Source organism: Rhizobium redzepovicii, assembly GCF_019793435.1.
Taxonomy (GTDB): Bacteria; Pseudomonadota; Alphaproteobacteria; order Rhizobiales; family Rhizobiaceae; genus Rhizobium; species Rhizobium redzepovicii.
The window spans coordinates 1-17780 of sequence record NZ_JAILYH010000009.1 but is presented as its reverse complement, the minus strand read 5'-3'; the positions used below and the strand labels follow the sequence as shown (position 1 = coordinate 17780).

Below are 17780 nucleotides of genomic sequence, written 5' to 3'. Positions count from 1 at the left end.
GTGGCGCCGGCATCGAACTAGCGAGCGGACCATGCTTAAAGTCGATCACGCCAGCGTTTTCTTTGCAGCTCGGGATGGGCGGACCGTCCACGCGCTCGATCGCGTCTCCTTCGATATCCCCGAACGGGGTTTCGTCGTCGCGCTCGGCGCCTCGGGATGCGGCAAATCAACCCTTCTCAACGCGATTGCCGGTTTCCTTCCGCTGTCGGATGGCCGGATCACGCTTGATGGCCGCGCAGTCGAACGGCCGGGCGCCGATCGCGGCGTCGTCTTTCAGAAAGATTCGCTGCTGCCCTGGAAATCGGTGGCCGACAATGTCGCGCTCGGACTGAAATTTGCCGGCGTCAACCGCAAGGAGCGACAGGCGCGCGCGTTCGAACTGCTCCGGCTCGTCGGCCTCGACGAATTCGCCAATGCCTTTCCCTACGAACTGTCGGGCGGCATGCGCCAGCGGGTCGGCATCGCCCGGGCCCTTGCAGCCAATCCGCACATCCTGCTCATGGACGAGCCGTTCGGAGCGCTCGACAGCCTGACACGCGAGCAGATGCAGGAACTGCTGGTTTCCGTCTGGAACAAGACGGCGAAGAAGATTTTCTTCATCACCCATTCGATCGAAGAGGCGCTGTTTCTCGGCACGCAGGTTCTGGTGATGTCGCCTCGGCCGGGGCGCGTTGTCGCCCGCTTCGATCTCGATTTCATCAGCCGCTTCGCCGAAACCGGCGACGCACGATCGATCAAGGCCTCGCCGCAATTTGCCGAGCTGCGCGAGGAGATACGCGCCATTCTCCACAGCAGCGAAGATTTGAGGAGCGTCGCATGAGCGATATCGTCCAGAGATCGCCGGTCGCGGCGCGGAGAGAGGACCGCCAGGTCAAACTGGTGAAGATGGCAAGTTTCGGCGCCGGCGAGAAATCCACGATGGCGATCAGCGTCGCTACCGCCTTGGCGATTCTGCTGCTGTGGTGGCTCGTCTCCGCGCTCGGTCTCGTGCCGCACCTGTTCCTGCCGCGGCCGGACGAGGTGCTGACGCAGATCGGCCTCGTCTATCGTGACGGTTATGCCGGCGCATCGCTTTCCGAGCATATCCTCGCGAGTCTGTTCCGCATCGTCGTCGCAGCGCTGATCGCCATCTCCGTCGGCATTCCGCTCGGATTGCTCATGGGCCTGAACCGCTGGGCCAAAGGGGTGCTCGATGCGCCGATCGAGTTCTACTGGCCGCTTCCGCCCCTCTCCTACCTGCCGCTGATGATCATCTGGCTCGGCATCGGCGAAACGTCGAAGATCACGCTCCTGGTGCTGGCAATGTTCGCGCCGATCTGCCTCTCGGCCCAGGCAGGCGTCCGTTCGCTGCCGATCGAGCGCGTCAATGCCGCCCGTTCGCTGGGTGCGAGCCGGCTGCAGCTATTCATCGATATCGTCCTGCCCTCCGCCCTGCCGGAAATCCTCACCGGCATCCGCATTGCCCTCGGCGTCGGCTGGGGCACGCTGGTCGCCGCCGAATTGATCGCCTCGACGCGGGGGATTGGCTTCATGATCATGTCGGCATCGCAGTTCCTGGCAACCGACGTCGTCTTCGTCGGCATCGGCATCATCGCGGTCTGCGCCTTCACCTTCTCGGCCGCCATCCGTTTCCTGGAGACCTACCTTGTGCCGTGGAAAGGCAAGCTCTGAGGGAATGCAGCCAATTCAAAACCTCAAAGCGCCGCGGGTCTGAAAAGACGCGCAGCACTTAACGGCTTTGTGTTACCCCACTGAAGCCGTGTATCGACAGGAGTTCGGCGGCGACGAGTTCCTGAAGCCGCCACAAATTGCGATCGCGGATGCCGCGTTCTTCCAGATGCTTGACCGTCAGATAAAGATATTCGGCGCAGGAGCCCATATGTCCGCAGGCCCTGGCAAGCACGGCCGCCACCGTCTCCAGCGGCAATTTGCGGGAAACGCGCTCCCCCTTCGGGCCGGCCCAAAAGACCAGGGCGCGCACGAAGCCATGTGCGGTTTCAACCGGAATCCAGCGAACCGTCGCGGCATCTTCGATCGTGCCGACCTCACGGCGGATCAACCGCCGAATCTGGCCAAGACGCTCCCCATCGGCAAGCCTGTAGAGGATGCCGTTGCAGCGTCCGCCGCGATCAAGCGCCATCATGAGGCCGGGCTGCGCCCGGCTTCCCCGCCAGCGGGTCATCTTAAGGCAGAAGGACCGATGCCAACCCCTTGCTGCGCCGCGCTGCCACTCGACGGCATCGAAGTCCGGCTTCCATATCAATGATCCATAGGCGAAGACCCAGAGCGGCGCGCCACGGATTCCTGGAGCAGCCGCCTGGCAAACATCTCCGTCTCCATCTCGGTCAGCGGTGTCCGGTGCGGCTCGGGGCCGGGATCGAGCTCGGGGCGAAGGCTGAGCGACACGAGCTCGTCCGTGAGAGCCATCCTGGTTGCGCCGAGCATCCGAACCTCGCTTCGTCGCATACCGGGCTGCTTATGCGCGATAAGACCGGTCACGTTTCAATGCACCGTAAATCTGGCCGCATCGGCTCGGCGCCGCTGCAAGCTGCGGATCAGCATCGCGGCCTCCCTGGCGATCGCCGCAAATGTCGTATCGTCGGCCTCTGCGATCCTGCCCGTCATGTCGCGGATGATTGTCGTCAAATGGATGATCGAATGACGATGTTGCACCTCTTCAGGCCCAATTTCGGCATCAGCCATGGCAAGCAGCGTCTCTACCAATCGATCCATGGTTTGCCGGCGCCGGCACCTCGGGTCAGCATTCGGATCTTCGCTGAGGCGCAGGAGATCGTCGATGAGATCGGACATTCCGTTTCCATTCACAGCGCGAAAGCCGGCCGCGCGAAAACGTTGCGCCTTCGATCGCCGGCGCGCATCTTCAAGGCATCCAACAGCTGGTAGCCGGTTCGCCAGCGGCCAAAACCGCTGGCGATATTGATGTGGCCGGCAAGGCCGATATTCCTGGTCTCGGCCTTCCACAGGCGACCAAACAGGGTCAGTCGATCGACCGCCATATAGGCGTCGTTCATGCTGCCGATAACGATGCTCGGAAATGGCAGAGGCGCCGTCGGCATGCCGCCGAAAGAGATATGCCCGGGGTGCAGAATGTCCGTGGCCGGCAGATCGCAGGGAGCAACGAGCAACGCTCCCTTCACCCGACGGGCAACACTTCGCCCGGCCAGCCGGGCGGCGAGCAGGCATCCGAGACTATGGGCAACCAGATAGGCCTCACCGGCCTCTTCGAGCACGCCTTCCAGGCGCGCCAGCCACGAGTCGAGGTCAGGATGAGCCCAGTCGTCCTGGGCGACGCAAAGGCTGCCTGGCTGATCCTGCAGCCAGTGCTGTTGCCAATGCCCCTCTCCTGAGCCGAAAAGTCCGGGAAGAATAAGGACGGCACTCATTGGATCAGCCCGACCGCCAGGGCGAAGAGGAACGTGAAGGAACCGACGATCGTGCAGATTCCCGCCGCATGCCTGAATTGCGGCATGACGCTGCCTACCGGTCTTCTCGGGCCGCGCCGGCGGAGGCCGGTCTCGACGACGATCGCCATCACACCGCCCTCCTCAATACCAAAGTCCGGGCATCGCACCCCAATAATGGAGTTCATATTCGCGGGCCGACCGGTCTCGCTCTTCGTCACGAGCAAACAATCCGATTACAGGCTTCCGCGCCTTGCGCTGGAGGAAGTAGCCGATCACTCGTTTCAGCCGGAAAAAGAAATCAAGCTTCATACAAACCTCCTGTCGGGACCAATATCTTCGGCGGTTAGGAAATCAGCGAATGACGTTGCGCATTGGCAAGAAGATCGCGAAACGATGCAGTCGGTCCGTAGAGCATCAACAGGCGGTTCTCTTCCCGCTTGGCGAGGCGATATCGTCGGGCGAATTCAAAGACGCTCCACAATTGCTCGCCTGATCCCGGCCGCTCCGCATCGTCCATTGCTGCCTCCTGAGACCGGGCCATCGCGACGATCCCTATTCCGCCGCCGCTATTACCGGGCTTGCTTCAGGAAAGAAGGCTGCCAACTCGCCGATCACTTCGCTGATGCGGTTCGAGAGCGCCTCCGATGAAACCGCGTAATTTGCGAAATCGCGGTCAGAGGCATAAACCGCCGTCGGCAGCGTATGGGCCATGAAAAAACCGAATAGCGGCCGAAGCTGATGCTCGACCATCAACGCGTGCCGGTCGCCGCCGCCCGTCGCGGTAATGATGATCGGCTTGCCCCGAAGTTCCTGCGGGTCGATCAGATCGATCAAATGTTTGAACAGACCGGGATAAGAGCCCTTGTAAGTCGGCGAGCCGATGATCAAGGCATCGGCCCTGACGATCTCGTCGACGACGCGCCCGGCCTGCTCATCGAGGTCCTTGCGCCACAAGGCGTGGCCCAGTGACGGGCCGAGATCATGCAGATCATAGGTCTTGCTGGTAAAGCCGTATCGGAAGCTGGCGCGGTCGGCGACATGCCGAACGAGCGCCAGTGTCTTCGATGGACGGTTGAAGCTGCCGGCGATGCCGACGAGTTTGAAACCTGACATGGTTTTTCCTCTCTATATCGCCTCAAATATTGTCTATAAAATTACTGGATTAAAGGAATGAGCGTCTCTCCTTTGACGCTCGGCGGAAAAAACATTCGTCTTGGTGATCTTCCTACGGTCTGTCGCCGCGAAGATGTCGCTCGAGGAAGGGCAGATTGTCCTGTCCCCAATAGATCTCGCCGTCATGGACATAGGTGGGAAAACCGAAAACGCCGCTGTCGCGCGCATGCACGCGGTCCGCCGACCACTTGTTCTGGACGTCCTCGTCGGCTTGCCGCCTGAGAAGGGCTGCGCCATCGAAACCTGCCGATGTGACGATCGCCTCGCGCACATCGGGTTTGCCGATATCCCTCGCCTCGCTCCAGAAGGCATGCTGCAAGGCCTTGCTGACGCCGATCCAATCCTGCCCATCGAGATAGGCGGCGATCACGAAAAGGGAGGCCGGCGTCGGATCGCTCAGCTCCGGGCGGTGTTCGAGCCGCAATTCCTTCCCGCGCACGCGCGCCCAGCGTTTTAGGTCCCGCGTCCAATAGGCGCGCCGGATCTCCGGACGGTTGCGCGAGAAGATGCCGCCATTTTCCTCGACCACCGTCGTCAGATAGGGCGTAATGACGACGTCGTTCTTGGCCGCCAATTCGATGAAGGCGTCGAAGCCGACGTAGGACCAGGGCGATCCGATCGAAAAGAAGTATTCTACCTTTTTGGTCACTGATGAATGTTCCTCGTGGGATGATGCTTCTGGCGTCGACTCGACCTCCGCCTTTTCAGGAAGCGGCCCGAATTTGGGGCTGGGCTTTCCATCCGAGCTCGGGTGCGATTGATGTCACGAAGTCGTAGAGGATCTGGCGGTATTCCTCGTGCTCAAACTCGTAAGGAAGCTCCAGCCTCAGCTCGCCGACCTCAGGCAGGATCGGATCGGCAAAAAGCTGCGCCAAGATCTCGTCCGCGGTGCCGACGACATCGCGCGCGAATAAGGTGCGCCGCTCGCCTTGCGGCGAAAGTGTGCGCCCATGGCGGCTCTCGGCATAATCGCGGTAACGGCGGCGCGTTGCCTTGTCGGCGCTGTCGAAAGGCACGATAACGCGGCCAAGCGCAATACGGCGCTGAGGTCCGGCGGCACGGTGGGTTTCAACCAACCTCGATTGGGCAACGAAGAAATCATCCGTCCCCTCCCCCCTTATCACATTGCCGGTCAACAGATTGAAGCCATTGCGGCCGGCCCATCCGGCCGAGCGCTGCGAGCCGCCGCCATACCAGATGCGGTCGATCAGGCCCTTTGCATAGGGCTGCAGGCGCGGCCGCTGCGGGCCGAAGGGCGTGTTGATGAACGTCTGCTCGTCGCCCAGATAGGTGCCGCGCAAATTGTCGGCAAAGCGCAGCACGCGATCATGGGAGACATCGTGGCCGGTCCAATCGCCGTCGAAGACGAGCGGGGCAATCAATTCGGCATGCAGCGGCCGGCCGGCGCTGACACCGATGTTCAGGCGCCCGCGCGCGAGAATATCGACCGTGGCCAGGTCTTCGGCCAGCCGATAGGGGTTCTCATAGCCGATCGGAATGACCGCCGTTCCGAGTTCGATCCGGCTGGTGCGTTGTGTGGCCGCCGCCAGGAAGGCGCTCGCCGAAGAGATCCCCGGCTCAAGATGACGCTGGCGGACCCAGGCGCTATCGAAACCCAGCTCCTCGCCAAATTGCAGTTGTTGGAGCGTCTGCTCCAATCCCGACAATGGATCGTCGTCGGGATAGTTGCCGGGGGTGAGAAAGCCGATATGGCTGATGGATATGTTGCCCACTCGTGCCATCCGATGATCAGTATTTCGGCAGGCCGGGCGGATTGGTCTCGGATGCCGGCAAGGCTTCCTCGGACAGATGCCAGTGATCGAGGATTTTTGCGTAGGTGCCGTCCTTGATCAGGCCATTGGTGGCGACAGTCAGCGCATCGGCAAGCCCGCTTCCCTTGCGGGTGGTGATCGCGACGTCCGAGCGATCCGGCCAGCCGGCACTCAGCGTGCCGACGCGCTTGATATTCTTGTCGCGCGCGGCGATGAAGACGAGCTGTGCATGCGGCTGGACGATGACATCGGCCCGGCCGGAACGCAGCGCGAGAAGGCTTGCTGCCTCGTCGTCGTAATATTGCAGCTCGATCGGTTTCAGGCCCGCGGCGACATCCTCCTCGCTCCATTTGACCAGGATACGCTCCTGATTGGTCCCGGCCCCGACAATGATCCTGAGGCCCGCCGCATCCTTGGGCTCCTTGATCGAGGTCACAGGGCTGTCGGATTTCACGAAGAAGCCATGCAAGCCCTGGCGGTAGGTGGAGAAATCGAACTTTTCCTTGCGCTGCTCGGTGACGCCGACGTTCGAAATGACGGCATCATACTTGCCCGAGACGAGGCCAAGCGGCCAGTCGATCCAGGCGACGGGCACGATCTCCAGCGTCAGGCCGAGGCTGTCGGCGATGGCATAGGCATAATCGGGATCTGCCCCGACCACGGTCTTGGCGTCGGTGGCATAGGTGGCAAGCGGCGGACCGCCCGGGCTGACGGCGATGGTGAACTTGCCTGACGTGACGAACTTGAAATCCTTGGGGATTGCGGCAATCGCCGCATCGTTCTTGGCGGCGTGAAGCCGGCCCGGTTGTTCCGGACTGAGGTCGAAATCCTCGGCTGCACCGGTTGCATCGAAGGAAAGGGCCGACGCCACGGCGGCGATCAGCAGGATCCGGAATGCCGAAAGGGCAATCATCGTCTTCAATCTCCAAATTGTCAGGCAGGAATGGCCGGCAGCAATGCCGCCGGCCCAATAGTGATCGATCAGGAACCGCTCTTCGGCAGGCCCGGCGGGTTGGTCTGGGCCTTGTCGATCGCCTCAGGACCGAGGTTCCACCTATCGAGGATCTTCCGATAGGCGCCGCTGGCGATCAGGTCGTTGACGACATCGGTCAAGGGCGCTGCCAGGCCGCTGCCCTTGCGTGTGGTGACGGCAATTTCGGCCGTGATCGGCCAACCGCCGCTGACGGTGCCGACGAGCTTGGTCTTGCCGTTGATCCCCGCCGAATAGGCTTGCGTCGCGTTCACGCTGAAGACGGTGTCGGCCCTGCCGGACTGAACGGCCAGATCCTTGACCGCGTCGTCGTCATAATATTGCACCTCGATGGGCTTCAGGCCGGCGGCGACGTTCTGGCGGTCCCATTCCAGCAGGATCTTCTCCTGGTTGGTGCCGGCATCGGTGATGACCTTCAGGCCGGCAATATCCTTCGGCTGCTTGATCGCGGTGATCGGGCTGTCGGCCTTGACGTAGAAGCCAAGCTCGTCCTTGCGATAGGTCGAAAAGTCGAATTTCTGCTTGCGCTCTTCCGTGACGGTCACGTTGGAGATTACGGCGTCAAACTTTCCGGAGGTCAGCCCCAGAGGCCAATCGGCCCAGGCAACGGAAACCAATTCGAGCTTCAGGCCCAGGCTGTCGGCAATGGCCTGCGCCAGATCGACGTCGTTACCGATAACCGTCTTGGAATCGGAGGCATAATCATGTAGCGGCAGATTGCCGCTCGAGCTGATGCCGACGGTGAAGACGCCATTTTCGACGAACTTGAAGTCCTTGACTTCGGCAATGCGCTTCTCGTTCTTTTGCACCCGCAGCCGGTTGGGCTGCTCGGGGCTGAGATCGAACTTCTGCTGCGCCTGAGCGGAACCGAAACCGATCGCGGCAATAGTGACGGCTCCCGCTATCAGAAGCCTTGCCCTATCTGTAAATGTCATGCCCCTTCTCCATTTCATCTTTAGGTTGTGGTTATTGTTATTCGGCCGGAGCAGCCCGTCGCAGCCCGGCATTTCGCCAGCGCTGTCAGGCGCTAGAGAACCTTGGCGAGGAATTCCCGCGTACGGGGATGTTCCGCTTGTGCGAAGATGCGGGCCGGCGGGCCAGCCTCCAGGATGCGGCCGCTTTCCATGAAGACGACCGTGTCGGCGACTTCGCGGGCAAAACCGACCTCATGGGTGACGATGACGAGCGTCGTGCCGGTGCGGGCAAGTTCCTGGATGACGTCGAGCACTTCGCCGACGAGCTCCGGATCGAGCGCCGAGGTCGGCTCGTCGAAGAGCAGTACCTTCGGGCGGAGCGCCAGTGCGCGGGCGATCGCCACACGCTGCTGCTGGCCGCCGGAAAGCTGGCGCGGATAGGCGTTGACCTTGTCGCTGAGGCCGATGCGCGCCAGCAGCTCCTGCGCCAGTTGCACCGCGTCCTCACGGCCGATGCCGCGAACCTGGATCGGCGCCTCGATGAGGTTTTCGAGCACGGTCAGATGCGGAAAGAGATTGAAGCTCTGGAAGACCATGCCGATATCGGCGCGGCGTTTGAGGATATCCTTCTCCTTGAGCTCGTAGAGCGTGTCGCCCTTCCTGCTGTAGCCGACGAAATCGCCGTCGACCGAGATGAACCCCTCATCGACACGCTCCAGGTGGTTGATAGCGCGCAGAAGCGTCGATTTGCCCGAGCCGGACGGACCGAGGATGGCGGTCACGCTGCCGGCGGGAAGGCTGAGCTCGACATCATCGAGCACTTTCAGCGAGCCGAAGCTTTTGGAAATGCCGTGAATGCGCACCGCGCCTCCTGCGGCCCGCAGCGTCGCCGCATCCTGGAAACCGATCTTGCGCACGGTGTCGGTCACCGTATCGAGGACAGGCAGCGGACGGCGGAAACGCTCGAAAAATGACTGAAAGGGCAACGGCGTCGGATTGCGCACGGCGCCTTTCGAGAAGTAGCGTTCGATATAGCGCTGAGCGATCGACAGCACCGTCATGATGATCAGATACCAGACGGTCGCGACCATCAGCAGCGGAATGACTTCCAGATTGCGGCGGTAGATCACCTGGACCGTATAGAAGAGCTCCGGCAGCGCCAGCACGTAGACCATGGAGGTGCTCTTCGCCAGTCCGATGAGTTCGTTGAAGCCAGTCGGCAGGATCGAGCGCATGGCCTGCGGCAGCACGATGCGGAAGGCCTGGCGGCGGCGCGGCAGACCGAGTGCTGCGGCGGCCTCCAACTGTCCGTGATCCACCGAGAGAATACCGCCGCGCACGATCTCGGCGAAGAAGGCCGATTGGTTGAGCGTCAGGCCGAGAAAGGCGGCGGCAAAGGGCGTCAGCAGCTGCACGGTGGGATAGTCGAGGAAGACTGTATCGGTGAAGGGAATGCCGATCTTGATCGTCTCATAAAGGTAGCCGAGATTGTTCAGGATTAGCAGCAGCACGATGACCGGGATTGAGCGCAGCAGCCAGATATAGCCCCAAGAGAGACCGGAGAGCAGCGGCGACTTGGAAACGCGGGCAAGCGCCAGGGCCGTTCCGAGGATGGAGCCGGATATGGCGGCAAGCACGGTCAAAAGCAGCGTCCTGCCGAGACCGACGAGCACCGGTTCGGCAAAGAACCATTCGGCGAAGACGCTCCAACCCCAGCGCGGATTGGTGAAGATGGAATAGAGCACGGCAATGATGACGAGGGCGGCAAAGATCGTGCCTGCCAGGCGGCCCGGATGGCGCGCCGGCACGATGCGGTAACGGGAATGATCCTTCGATTCTGCCGCCCTGCTACCGGCGTCGATGTCGGCGAAATCCGTCGTCAGTGCCATTGTGCTTCCCTTTTATGATTGTCGGTCTTTGCCGTTTTCAAAAATTTGCACCGGCCACGCGCAGGCGCGGTTCGGCATCTTCGTGAGCAGGCTCAGCGAAATGAGTGATGTCCTTCTCGAAGGGCAGGCTCTTGTAGATCTCGGGATCGGCGGATGTGTCGAAGAGAGCGGTGTAGCCGTAGTTCAGATAGAGGCCGACGGCCTCGGGCTGGCGAAAGCCGGTCGTCAGATAGATGCGGGAATAGCCCTGGCGAGCGGCCTGAGCCTCCAGCTCCACCAGCACCTTGCGGGCAAAGCCCTGACGGCGCAGATCGGAGCGCGTCCAGATGCGTTTGAACTCGGCCGTGCGGTCGTCATAATTCTTGAAGGCACCACCGCCGATGGTTTCACCATCACGGATCAACAGGAGAAAGTTGCCCTGAGGCGGCGCAAAAGCCTCAGGAGGATAACGGTTGAGCTCGGCCGCAGCACCTTCGGCATTGAAATAGTTGCCGTAACGGCTGTCGTATTCGTAGATCAATTCATCGATCAGCGGCTTGGCGCGCGGGTCGAGAGGGCTGGTATAGAGAAACGTATCGCTCATATCGTTCATCACCCGTTGTCATCAGTGAGGAAGGTCTCGGCGAGCCGCACCCAGTAGCGGGCGGCGGGCGCGATGATCGCGTCGTTGAAATTGTAGTGGGCGCTGTGGAGAGGCGCGCTGTCGCCATTCCCGACGAAGAGATAGCTGCCGGGATTTGCCTGCAGCATGAAGGCAAAATCCTCACTCGCTGTTCGCGGGCGGAAATCCTTTTCGATCGCCGCAAGGCCAAGCGCGTTATAGGCGACATCCCGGGCAAATGCCGTTTCCTTGGCGTGGTTGACCAGCGCCGGAAAACCGAGCCGGTAGTTCACCTCCCCCACCGCGCCGAAGCTTTCGGCCTGGGCGCGGGCAAGGGCTGGAATGCGCGCCTGGAGCAACTGGCGAACCGTCTCGCTGAAGGCCCGCATGGTGAGCTTCATCTCCACGCTCTCGGGGATGACATTGGAGGCGGAGCCGGCATGGATCGAGCCGACGGTGGCAACCGCCATATCCTGCGGATCGACATTGCGCGAGACGACGCTTTGCAGCGCGGTGATGAAGGAGGCGGAAGCAAGCACCGGATCGACGGCACGGTGCGGCTCCGCGCCATGCCCGCCCTTGCCGACGATTTTGACCACCGCCTGATCGACCGAGGCCATGGCCGGGCCGGCGACGAAACCGAATTGGCCCGTCGGCACACCCGGCCAGTTGTGCAGGCCGAAGACCGCATCGACGGGGAAGCGTTCGAACAGGCCTTCCGAGATCATCTTGCGGGCACCGGCGCCGATTTCCTCGGCGGGCTGGAAGATCAGCCTCAACGTGCCGCTGAAATGACCGCTCTCTGCGAGATAGCGGGCAGCAGCCAGCAGGATCGCGGTATGACCGTCATGGCCGCAGGCATGCATGACGCCGGGATTGCTGCTGGCATAGGCAAGACCGGTCGCCTCCTCGATCGGCAGCGCATCCATGTCGGCGCGAATGCCGATGCGCTTCTTGCCTTCGCCGCGCCTGAGGTTGGCGACGAGGCCGGTGCCGGCAATGCCCGTCGCCACCTCATAGCCCCAGGAGGAAAGGCGGGAGGCCACGAGCTTGCTGGTCCTGAGTTCCTGGAAGGCAAGCTCCGGATATTGATGCAGATCGTGGCGAAGGGCGATGATCTCGTCGAGATAGGCGGCGATGCCCTTCTCGACCGGATCGTTGCTGCGCGGGTTCTGAGCGATTGTGTCCATGGCGTTCGCCAGCGCCTCAGGCGCCGACAGCCTTTCCGGGCTCGAACTGATCGGCTCTCGCCGCATACCGGCTTTCGCGGAAGGGCAGACCCAAATGGTCGCGCAGCGTCTCGCCCTTCAGAACGGGATCGAAATAACCCCGTTCCGTCAGGATCGGCAGGACGTGTTCGGCAAAATCGTCGAAACCCTCGGCGATAACGGGGAAACCGAGGATGAAGCCGTCGGCGGCGCCATGGTCCACCCAGCGGATGATCTCGTCGGCGATATGCTCCGCCGTGCCGATGAAGGCGGTGCGTGGCGTGGCGACATCGAGCGCGACTTCGCGCAGTGTCAGGCCGTTTTCGCGCGCCGTTCTTTTGATCCGGTCGGTGGTCGCGCGGAAGCTGTTCTTGCCGATATCGCCGAGATCCGGAAATGCCTCGTCCAGGTGATAGGTCCTGAAATCGTGATGGTCGAAGAAGCGGCCGAGATAGGCGAGCGCCTCCTTTATCGTGACGAGATTGCGGATCGCGTGATACTTGGCTTCCGCTTCTTCGGCCGTCTTGCCGACGATCGGGCCGATGCCGGGATAAATGCCGACTTCGGCCGCCGGGCGCCCATGCGCAATCACGCTGTCCTTCAGCTGCCGATAGAAGGCCTGCGCCTCCTCGAACGGCCCGCCATTGGTAAAGACGGCGTCTGCATGCTTGCCGGCAAGCCTGACGCCGGAGTCCGAAGCGCCGGCCTGGAAGACCACCGGTTGCCCCTGCCTCGAGCGGCCGATGTTGAGTGGTCCTTCTATGCGGAAAAAGCGGCCCATGTGGTTGAGGCGGTGCATCCTGGTCTTATCGGCATAGACGCCGGTTTCGCGATTGCGGACGAAGGCGTCGTCATCCCAGGAATCCCACAGGCCCTTGATCGCATCGATATAGTCCTCGGCGATCTCGTAGCGCAGTTCATGTTCGGGATGTTCTCGGCTGTAATTGCGCCCCGAACCCTCGAGCGGCGAGGTCACCGCGTTCCACCCTGCCCGGCCGCCGCTGATGAGATCGATCGAAGCGAACTGGCGCGCGATGGTGAAGGGATCGCTATAGGAGGTCGAGACTGTGCCGACGAGGCCGATTTTCGAGGTCGAGGCGGCGAGCGCCGAGAGAATGGCGATCGGCTCGAACCGGTTGAGGAAATGCGGAATGGACTGTTCGTTGATGTAGAGCCCGTCGGCGACGAAGGCGAAAGCGATGCCGGCCGCCTCGGCCTTGCGTGCCGTCTTGACGAAGAAGTCGAAATTGACGCTGGCATCGGCCGGCCCGCTTGGATGCTTCCAGGCGTTCATGTGACCGCCGGGGCCCTGCAGCATGATGCCGAACGTGACGTGTTTTTGAGCCATGGGATCAATCCTTTTTGGAAACGGTCAGGCGACGAGGGAAAGCCGCTCTTTGGCGAGCAGCTCGATGGAGGCCAGGCGCTCGGCGACCGAAAGCGCCGGCGTGTCGAGCACGAACTCCTTGACCCCGTAGCGGCGGTGAAGTTCGTCCAGTTCCTTGCGGATCTGCTCCGCCGTGCCATGCAGCACGCTCGGCACCTTTTCCTCGATGCGGTAATCGGTGACGCCGGCCTGGCGGGCAAATTCGGCCGCCTGCTCCTCGCTGCCGACATTGACGGTCTGGCCGTTCGGCAGGAACACCTTGACGATGCGCAGCTTGCCGACGCGCTCGCGGGCATAGTCCTCGCTTTCGGCGGCGAAGGCTGCGAGCGCCAGGATCGGGCGCTTGCCGCCGGATGCCCGCTCATAGGCCTCGAAGGTTCTGCGCAAATTGTCAGGATCGCCGTTCAGGTGACCGGCGAAAACGAGTTCCCAACCCTTCTCGGCAGCGAGTTCGGCGCTTTCGACGCTGGCGCCGAGGAGGAAACGTTCGGGAGCAGCCGGCGGGAAGGGCGTTGCCTGCGCCCCCTCGTGATTCGGGTCGGCAGCGAGATATGTGTTGAGATCGGAAAGTTGGCTCGCGAAATCGGGCTTCCTGGCCGGATCGACGGCAAGCTGCAGGGCGCGCGTCGAGAGCGGAAAGCCGCCCGGCGCCTTGCCGACACCGAGATCGACGCGGCCGGGCGCAAGCGATGCCAGAAGATTGAAGGTCTCGGCAACCTTATAGGCGCTGTAGTGCTGCAGCATGACACCGCCGGAGCCGATGCGGATCCTCGATGTCCTGGCAAGGAGATAGGCAATCAGTGCCTCCGGCGCGGAGCTCGCCAGATTGGACATGTTATGATGCTCGGCGACCCAGAAACGGTGATAACCGAGTTCCTCGGCCCGGGCGGCAATCTTTACCGTCGCCCGCAGTGCATCCGCGGCCGTTAGACCCTGTTCGATCGGGCTTTTGTCGAGAAGACTGAGGAGGTAGGTCATGGCACCACGATCCGATCCTTGGTTGCAAAGCTTAGTCTATAAAATCAGTAGACAAACTTCATTATAAGAAATGGCATTCTCTTTCGAACGCGATGAGTGAAAAAAAGCGGCCGCATCTAAGATGGGAATCGCCTGCCGGGACTTTGTCTCACTGGCAGCGTAAGGCTTCTTTCAATCGCCACTTGATGGTCTATATTTTGGTCGAAACGGAGTAACCGCATGAAGCTGTCAGAACAGATCAAGCCGGTCAGCTACCTCAAGGCGCATGCGCCCGAGATAATCCGAAAGCTGAAGGATAACCTGCAGCCGGTCGTCATTACGCTTCACGGAGAGGCGAAAGCCATTCTTCAGGACGTCGGCCAATACGAAGAAACACAGGAGACGCTGGCGCTCTTGAAGGTGCTGGCGCTCACCAGCCGGCAGGTCGAGGAGGGCAAACTGCGCCCCGCTGCGGAATCCTTCGCGCGCATCCGAAATCGTCTGGCTGACAGCCAACCCTGATGCCATCTCGTGTCATTTCGCCGAGGAGGCGGAAGGCGACATTGAGGATCGCTATCGCTTCATCGCCAGCGCGACGGCACCGAGACGCCAGGGCACTTCCTGACGGAAATCGAGAGTGCATGCGCCGGCGGAAATATTCCGAAGGAGTTGGCGGGGATCTGTATTTCCGAATATCGGGAACTACACCATAAGCCGTAGCGCATGATCTATCGCATTATGGGCACCGATGTCGGCTACTGCGTCGTAGACGGACGGCGCGAGATGCGAAGCTTTCTCGAGCGAAGGCTCATCCGTTGACGTCCGGCATATCGTACTTCAGCGCTTTGGATATCCAAGCTGCTTTACTTGAGCTGAATCCAGCCCTCATGCCAGCGCCATTCCCCTTCGACAGGCTGCGTCAGCGGCAATAGGAAGCGTCCGAGATCAGCGACCACCGTGCCCAAGGCGGGTGGTGCGGCCGCCATCCGTTCGCGACCAAGGAACGACCGCCGATGCCCCTACGTTTTCCTTGAGTTCACGCGCCATCGGCCACCGTCGCTTCGACATAGGGTCGCATGATCGACCAGATCCTGGCCTCTTTCGCATATGTCCAGAGGTCGTCGCTTGTGGTCTTGCGCCGGCGGAGCCCCTCGCGCAGCCCCTCCATCGCAACGTCGAGGCCGACCTTCGCCCGATAGCGGAAGCAATCGACGATCGAACGCGCCGGATTTGTGATCGGCACCTCGACGCCCTCGATGCGATGCCGTTCGACGCCCTCGGTGAGAGCGGACCCTTTGAAGCGTACGAACTTGATTGGCGGATAGTCGATCTTGGGGCGCCATGCAGTGCGGTCGATCGCCATCCACACAGCCGAGGGCATCTGCAGCGTCAGTTCGTGGTATTGGAGGGCCGAGGTCAAGCAGACCACGCCCCTTGGAACCAGAACAGCCGCTTCAGCGAGTGCATGGGCCGCCTCAGCCTGAGTGTCCGGGAGTTGATATAGGCCTCGTGCCGGGCGGACGACTGCCTCCTCCCGAACGAGACGGGCGAGCGTCTCCGGTCCAATGCCTTCGGCAACGAAATCCTTCAGCCGGAGCATCCCCCGCGCTTTCAGGAGGTCGAGCGCTCGAAGTCTCTGGGCGGGAGTGAATGTCATCGCCTATGACGATTCCTCTATTCATCAAATATATAGCAGAGGTTTTATCACAAAGCCTGCTTGCTCGGAAATCCCCCATTTCGACACCCCCTACAGCGAGCTGTGGAGGCGAAGGCGGCGAGCATTCACGCAAAGGCTTATTCTGCAAGGTCTGGTGCCAGGGCCAGAGCTTGACGCGGAGGCGCGGAAAGCGGCTTCTATTTCGTCACCGTCGGCGAAGGCCGGAGGCTGGCCCAGCTGTGCGCGTGAACGCAAGCAGATCAAGAAGACCAAGCCGATCCGCTGCATCATCGACACGCAGAACGATCCGGCCCAAAAAAGACCACCGGTCGGAGATGGAACTCTACATCCCCAATCCCAAACTCTTCGTGCGCGAAAGTGATCGCTTCAACTCCATCTGCTGGGTGAGCTCCGCACGATGGCTACGGTCGGCAAGGCGAGCAACCTGGCGGATACGCCCGACGTCCCCAGCCTGATCAGGCCCCACTCGCTTCAGCTGATCCGCGAGATCTGAGGGATCGGCGCGACCGAAGCGCGTTTCGATCGCGCTGGCGATGTCCTTTGCCTCGGCAAGCGCTCGACGCCCCTCCGGTGTCCCCGCCAATTGCTCAACGAACTTTGCCTTGTCGCTATAGGGGAGATCGTCGAGATTGCGCAGCAGCGCCTCGCTCCGGCGGCTCGGCCCCAGAACCTCGACCACGTCCTGCTTTTCCCGCTTCCAGCGTTCCGAGCCGCATTCGGCCGCGAGGCGACGTTGCCAGGTCTTGGCGGATTGGCGAACATGCGACGCCAGCGCATCGATCCGGGAAAGCGCGTGCCGGCGATCGGCGTTGTCTCCGAACAGGCCTGTCTTGCCGGCGAGCGCACCGATCGTCTCGGGCAAAGTGCTGAGTTGGTTGGCGAGCGCGACCGGATCTGCATTCTCATCCAGGATCCGGCCGCGCAACACGTCCATGGCCGCCGGCGCGTCCTTGAACACCTGCGGCGCAAGCTGCTTTGCCGCGTCCCAATCTCGTTCGAATGCCGGCATTGCCTTTGACCGTCCAACCTCTTCGACGCTCATCGCATAGGTCTTCACGGCCGCAATGAGCACGCGGCGTTCATGGTCGCTGCGGTCTTGGTGCGCAGGACTGTTATCGGCGATGGTGCGGGCTGCGAGCGGCTGCGGTTTCTCCACTGGCTTGGCAACCGCCGTGTCCGGAATGGGCTGTATCCCTTTGCTGATTCCCTGAGATGCGACATCCCTTTCGCCCTGCCCCCGGCGATCCTCCATGCCGCGCCGATTGGCAAAGTCATGCGTATAGTCGAGCGTCGTCTCCTTCACGCCTGATCGGCTCAGTGTCTCTGTCAGCGAGCGCACTGTCTTGAACGCATCCAGCCCCGCATAGAGCTGCACCGCCTCGCGGTGACGGGTCATCGCCACATAGGTCAGATGCCGGTCCATGGTCGTCGACGCCAGAACAAAACTCCGGTCGACGGTAGCGCCTTGCGTCTTGTGGATCGTCGTTGCGTAGCCGTGGTCAAAGGATTGGTAACGATTGACCGGTACGGTCACCTGGCGCTGGCCATCTTGCGTCTGCGCCTTGCCGTCAAGCCGAACCTGTATTGCGTCCGGCGCGACGGCGATGACCTCGCCCAGCATGCCATTTTTGACGGCGAGATCACGATCATTCTCCAGGAAGACGATGCGGTCGCCACGCGCAAAGGATCGCTTCCCATTGTTGGTCTGGTAGGTGAGTTCCTCACCCTTATCACCAGCCGGGTTGCTGCCCTTTGCCAACTCGCCGCGATCCTGCAACCGAGCAC

Annotated in this window: 20 protein-coding genes and 3 pseudogenes; 5 read left to right on the top strand and 18 right to left on the bottom strand. The window is 61.7% G+C overall.

Going from position 1 to position 17780, the window contains the following annotated elements; all coding sequences use genetic code 11:
- Nucleotides 1–31 precede the first annotated feature (31 nt).
- Both K6N12_RS15605 and K6N12_RS15600 read left to right on the top strand, forming a co-directional pair.
- On the top strand, nucleotides 32–820 hold the full coding sequence (locus tag K6N12_RS15605; protein WP_097626304.1) for a taurine ABC transporter ATP-binding protein: 789 nt from the start codon (nucleotides 32–34) through the stop codon (nucleotides 818–820).
- Nucleotides 817–1671: an ABC transporter permease subunit gene (locus tag K6N12_RS15600; protein ID WP_097626305.1), complete on the top strand. Its 855-nt coding sequence runs from the start codon at nucleotides 817–819 to the stop codon at nucleotides 1669–1671. The genes K6N12_RS15605 and K6N12_RS15600 overlap by 4 nt, the downstream gene beginning before the upstream one ends.
- 58 nt (nucleotides 1672–1729) lie before the next feature.
- Here the strand turns inward: K6N12_RS15600 and K6N12_RS15595 are convergent.
- The 16 genes and pseudogenes from K6N12_RS15595 to K6N12_RS15520 all read right to left on the bottom strand — a co-directional run bounded on the left by K6N12_RS15595 (nucleotide 1730) and on the right by K6N12_RS15520 (nucleotide 14338).
- Nucleotides 1730–2445, bottom strand: a pseudogene (locus K6N12_RS15595) (gamma-glutamylcyclotransferase).
- A 57-nt stretch (nucleotides 2446–2502) separates the two neighbouring features.
- Nucleotides 2503–2811 (bottom strand): hypothetical protein, encoded by a 309-nt coding sequence (locus K6N12_RS15590; protein WP_222148848.1) that lies wholly within the window; start codon nucleotides 2809–2811, stop codon nucleotides 2503–2505.
- An 11-nt stretch (nucleotides 2812–2822) separates the two neighbouring features.
- Complete coding sequence (locus K6N12_RS15585) at nucleotides 2823–3404, bottom strand: RBBP9/YdeN family alpha/beta hydrolase (protein ID WP_097626307.1); 582 nt, start codon at nucleotides 3402–3404, stop codon at nucleotides 2823–2825.
- Nucleotides 3401–3553 (bottom strand): hypothetical protein, encoded by a 153-nt coding sequence (locus K6N12_RS15580; protein ID WP_165503925.1) that lies wholly within the window; start codon nucleotides 3551–3553, stop codon nucleotides 3401–3403. Before K6N12_RS15580 ends, K6N12_RS15585 begins: the two co-directional genes overlap by 4 nt.
- 13 nt (nucleotides 3554–3566) lie before the next feature.
- A complete protein-coding gene (locus K6N12_RS15575; protein ID WP_165503926.1) occupies nucleotides 3567–3734 on the bottom strand; it encodes a hypothetical protein in 168 nt (55 codons plus the stop codon).
- A gap of 34 nt (nucleotides 3735–3768) precedes the next feature.
- Nucleotides 3769–3966, bottom strand: coding sequence for a hypothetical protein (locus K6N12_RS15570; RefSeq protein ID WP_097626308.1), 198 nt, complete (start codon nucleotides 3964–3966; stop codon nucleotides 3769–3771).
- Between the two features lie 11 nt (nucleotides 3967–3977).
- Nucleotides 3978–4538: an FMN reductase gene (gene msuE / locus K6N12_RS15565; RefSeq protein ID WP_131711300.1), complete on the bottom strand. Its 561-nt coding sequence runs from the start codon at nucleotides 4536–4538 to the stop codon at nucleotides 3978–3980.
- 112 nt (nucleotides 4539–4650) lie between these two features.
- On the bottom strand, nucleotides 4651–5247 hold the full coding sequence (locus K6N12_RS15560) for a 2-hydroxychromene-2-carboxylate isomerase (protein WP_131711301.1): 597 nt from the start codon (nucleotides 5245–5247) through the stop codon (nucleotides 4651–4653).
- Nucleotides 5248–5302: 55 nt separating this feature from the next.
- Nucleotides 5303–6340, bottom strand: a complete 1038-nt coding sequence (locus K6N12_RS15555) for an LLM class flavin-dependent oxidoreductase (protein WP_222148847.1) — start codon at nucleotides 6338–6340, stop codon at nucleotides 5303–5305.
- 7 nt (nucleotides 6341–6347) lie between these two features.
- Complete coding sequence (locus K6N12_RS15550; protein ID WP_222148846.1) at nucleotides 6348–7283, bottom strand: ABC transporter substrate-binding protein; 936 nt, start codon at nucleotides 7281–7283, stop codon at nucleotides 6348–6350.
- 68 nt (nucleotides 7284–7351) lie between these two features.
- The gene (locus K6N12_RS15545) at nucleotides 7352–8296 is read right to left on the bottom strand and encodes an ABC transporter substrate-binding protein (protein ID WP_222134896.1); all 945 of its coding nucleotides are present in this window, start codon (nucleotides 8294–8296) and stop codon (nucleotides 7352–7354) included.
- Between the two features lie 92 nt (nucleotides 8297–8388).
- Nucleotides 8389–10164, bottom strand: a complete 1776-nt coding sequence (locus tag K6N12_RS34655; RefSeq protein WP_131711304.1) for an amino acid ABC transporter permease/ATP-binding protein — start codon at nucleotides 10162–10164, stop codon at nucleotides 8389–8391.
- A 37-nt stretch (nucleotides 10165–10201) separates the two neighbouring features.
- On the bottom strand, nucleotides 10202–10759 hold the full coding sequence (locus K6N12_RS15535; RefSeq protein ID WP_222134895.1) for a GNAT family N-acetyltransferase: 558 nt from the start codon (nucleotides 10757–10759) through the stop codon (nucleotides 10202–10204).
- Nucleotides 10756–11955, bottom strand: a complete 1200-nt coding sequence (locus K6N12_RS15530; protein WP_222134894.1) for a M20 aminoacylase family protein — start codon at nucleotides 11953–11955, stop codon at nucleotides 10756–10758. The genes K6N12_RS15535 and K6N12_RS15530 overlap by 4 nt, the downstream gene beginning before the upstream one ends.
- Before the next feature lie 16 nt (nucleotides 11956–11971).
- Nucleotides 11972–13321, bottom strand: coding sequence for an LLM class flavin-dependent oxidoreductase (locus tag K6N12_RS15525; RefSeq protein WP_222148845.1), 1350 nt, complete (start codon nucleotides 13319–13321; stop codon nucleotides 11972–11974).
- Nucleotides 13322–13345: 24 nt separating this feature from the next.
- Nucleotides 13346–14338 (bottom strand): LLM class flavin-dependent oxidoreductase, encoded by a 993-nt coding sequence (locus tag K6N12_RS15520; RefSeq protein WP_222148844.1) that lies wholly within the window; start codon nucleotides 14336–14338, stop codon nucleotides 13346–13348.
- A 219-nt stretch (nucleotides 14339–14557) separates the two neighbouring features.
- On the opposite strand from K6N12_RS15520, the gene K6N12_RS15515 reads away from it, so the two are divergent.
- Nucleotides 14558–14839: a type II toxin-antitoxin system Phd/YefM family antitoxin gene (locus K6N12_RS15515; protein WP_222148843.1), complete on the top strand. Its 282-nt coding sequence runs from the start codon at nucleotides 14558–14560 to the stop codon at nucleotides 14837–14839.
- Nucleotides 14839–15136 (top strand): annotated as a pseudogene (locus K6N12_RS34095) (type II toxin-antitoxin system RelE/ParE family toxin). Before K6N12_RS15515 ends, K6N12_RS34095 begins: the two are co-directional and overlap by 1 nt.
- A gap of 217 nt (nucleotides 15137–15353) precedes the next feature.
- Here the strand turns inward: K6N12_RS34095 and K6N12_RS15510 are convergent.
- On the bottom strand, nucleotides 15354–15974 hold the full coding sequence (locus K6N12_RS15510) for a type IV toxin-antitoxin system AbiEi family antitoxin domain-containing protein (RefSeq protein ID WP_222148842.1): 621 nt from the start codon (nucleotides 15972–15974) through the stop codon (nucleotides 15354–15356).
- Nucleotides 15975–16076: 102 nt separating this feature from the next.
- Between K6N12_RS15510 and K6N12_RS34995 the strand changes: the two are divergent.
- Nucleotides 16077–16284: pseudogene (locus tag K6N12_RS34995) on the top strand (ParB N-terminal domain-containing protein); the annotation flags it as partial.
- Nucleotides 16285–16317: 33 nt separating this feature from the next.
- Here the strand turns inward: K6N12_RS34995 and K6N12_RS15505 are convergent.
- Nucleotides 16318–17780 (bottom strand): BID domain-containing protein (locus K6N12_RS15505; RefSeq protein ID WP_222148841.1); only part of this gene is annotated, 1463 nt, incomplete at its 5' end.

Coding starts and splice junctions, on each gene's coding strand:
- K6N12_RS15605 (WP_097626304.1), top strand. CDS start 32: ATGCTTAAAGTCGATCACGCCAGCGTTTTCTTTGCAGCTCGGGATGGG.
- K6N12_RS15600 (WP_097626305.1), top strand. CDS start 817: ATGAGCGATATCGTCCAGAGATCGCCGGTCGCGGCGCGGAGAGAGGAC.
- K6N12_RS15590 (WP_222148848.1), bottom strand. CDS start 2,811: ATGTCCGATCTCATCGACGATCTCCTGCGCCTCAGCGAAGATCCGAAT.
- K6N12_RS15585 (WP_097626307.1), bottom strand. CDS start 3,404: ATGAGTGCCGTCCTTATTCTTCCCGGACTTTTCGGCTCAGGAGAGGGG.
- K6N12_RS15580 (WP_165503925.1), bottom strand. CDS start 3,553: ATGGCGATCGTCGTCGAGACCGGCCTCCGCCGGCGCGGCCCGAGAAGA.
- K6N12_RS15575 (WP_165503926.1), bottom strand. CDS start 3,734: ATGAAGCTTGATTTCTTTTTCCGGCTGAAACGAGTGATCGGCTACTTC.
- K6N12_RS15570 (WP_097626308.1), bottom strand. CDS start 3,966: ATGGCCCGGTCTCAGGAGGCAGCAATGGACGATGCGGAGCGGCCGGGA.
- msuE (WP_131711300.1), bottom strand. CDS start 4,538: ATGTCAGGTTTCAAACTCGTCGGCATCGCCGGCAGCTTCAACCGTCCA.
- K6N12_RS15555 (WP_222148847.1), bottom strand. CDS start 6,340: ATGGCACGAGTGGGCAACATATCCATCAGCCATATCGGCTTTCTCACC.
- K6N12_RS15550 (WP_222148846.1), bottom strand. CDS start 7,283: ATGATTGCCCTTTCGGCATTCCGGATCCTGCTGATCGCCGCCGTGGCG.
- K6N12_RS15545 (WP_222134896.1), bottom strand. CDS start 8,296: ATGACATTTACAGATAGGGCAAGGCTTCTGATAGCGGGAGCCGTCACT.
- K6N12_RS34655 (WP_131711304.1), bottom strand. CDS start 10,164: ATGGCACTGACGACGGATTTCGCCGACATCGACGCCGGTAGCAGGGCG.
- K6N12_RS15530 (WP_222134894.1), bottom strand. CDS start 11,955: ATGGACACAATCGCTCAGAACCCGCGCAGCAACGATCCGGTCGAGAAG.
- K6N12_RS15525 (WP_222148845.1), bottom strand. CDS start 13,321: ATGGCTCAAAAACACGTCACGTTCGGCATCATGCTGCAGGGCCCCGGC.
- K6N12_RS15520 (WP_222148844.1), bottom strand. CDS start 14,338: ATGACCTACCTCCTCAGTCTTCTCGACAAAAGCCCGATCGAACAGGGT.
- K6N12_RS15515 (WP_222148843.1), top strand. CDS start 14,558: ATGAAGCTGTCAGAACAGATCAAGCCGGTCAGCTACCTCAAGGCGCAT.
- K6N12_RS15510 (WP_222148842.1), bottom strand. CDS start 15,974: ATGACATTCACTCCCGCCCAGAGACTTCGAGCGCTCGACCTCCTGAAA.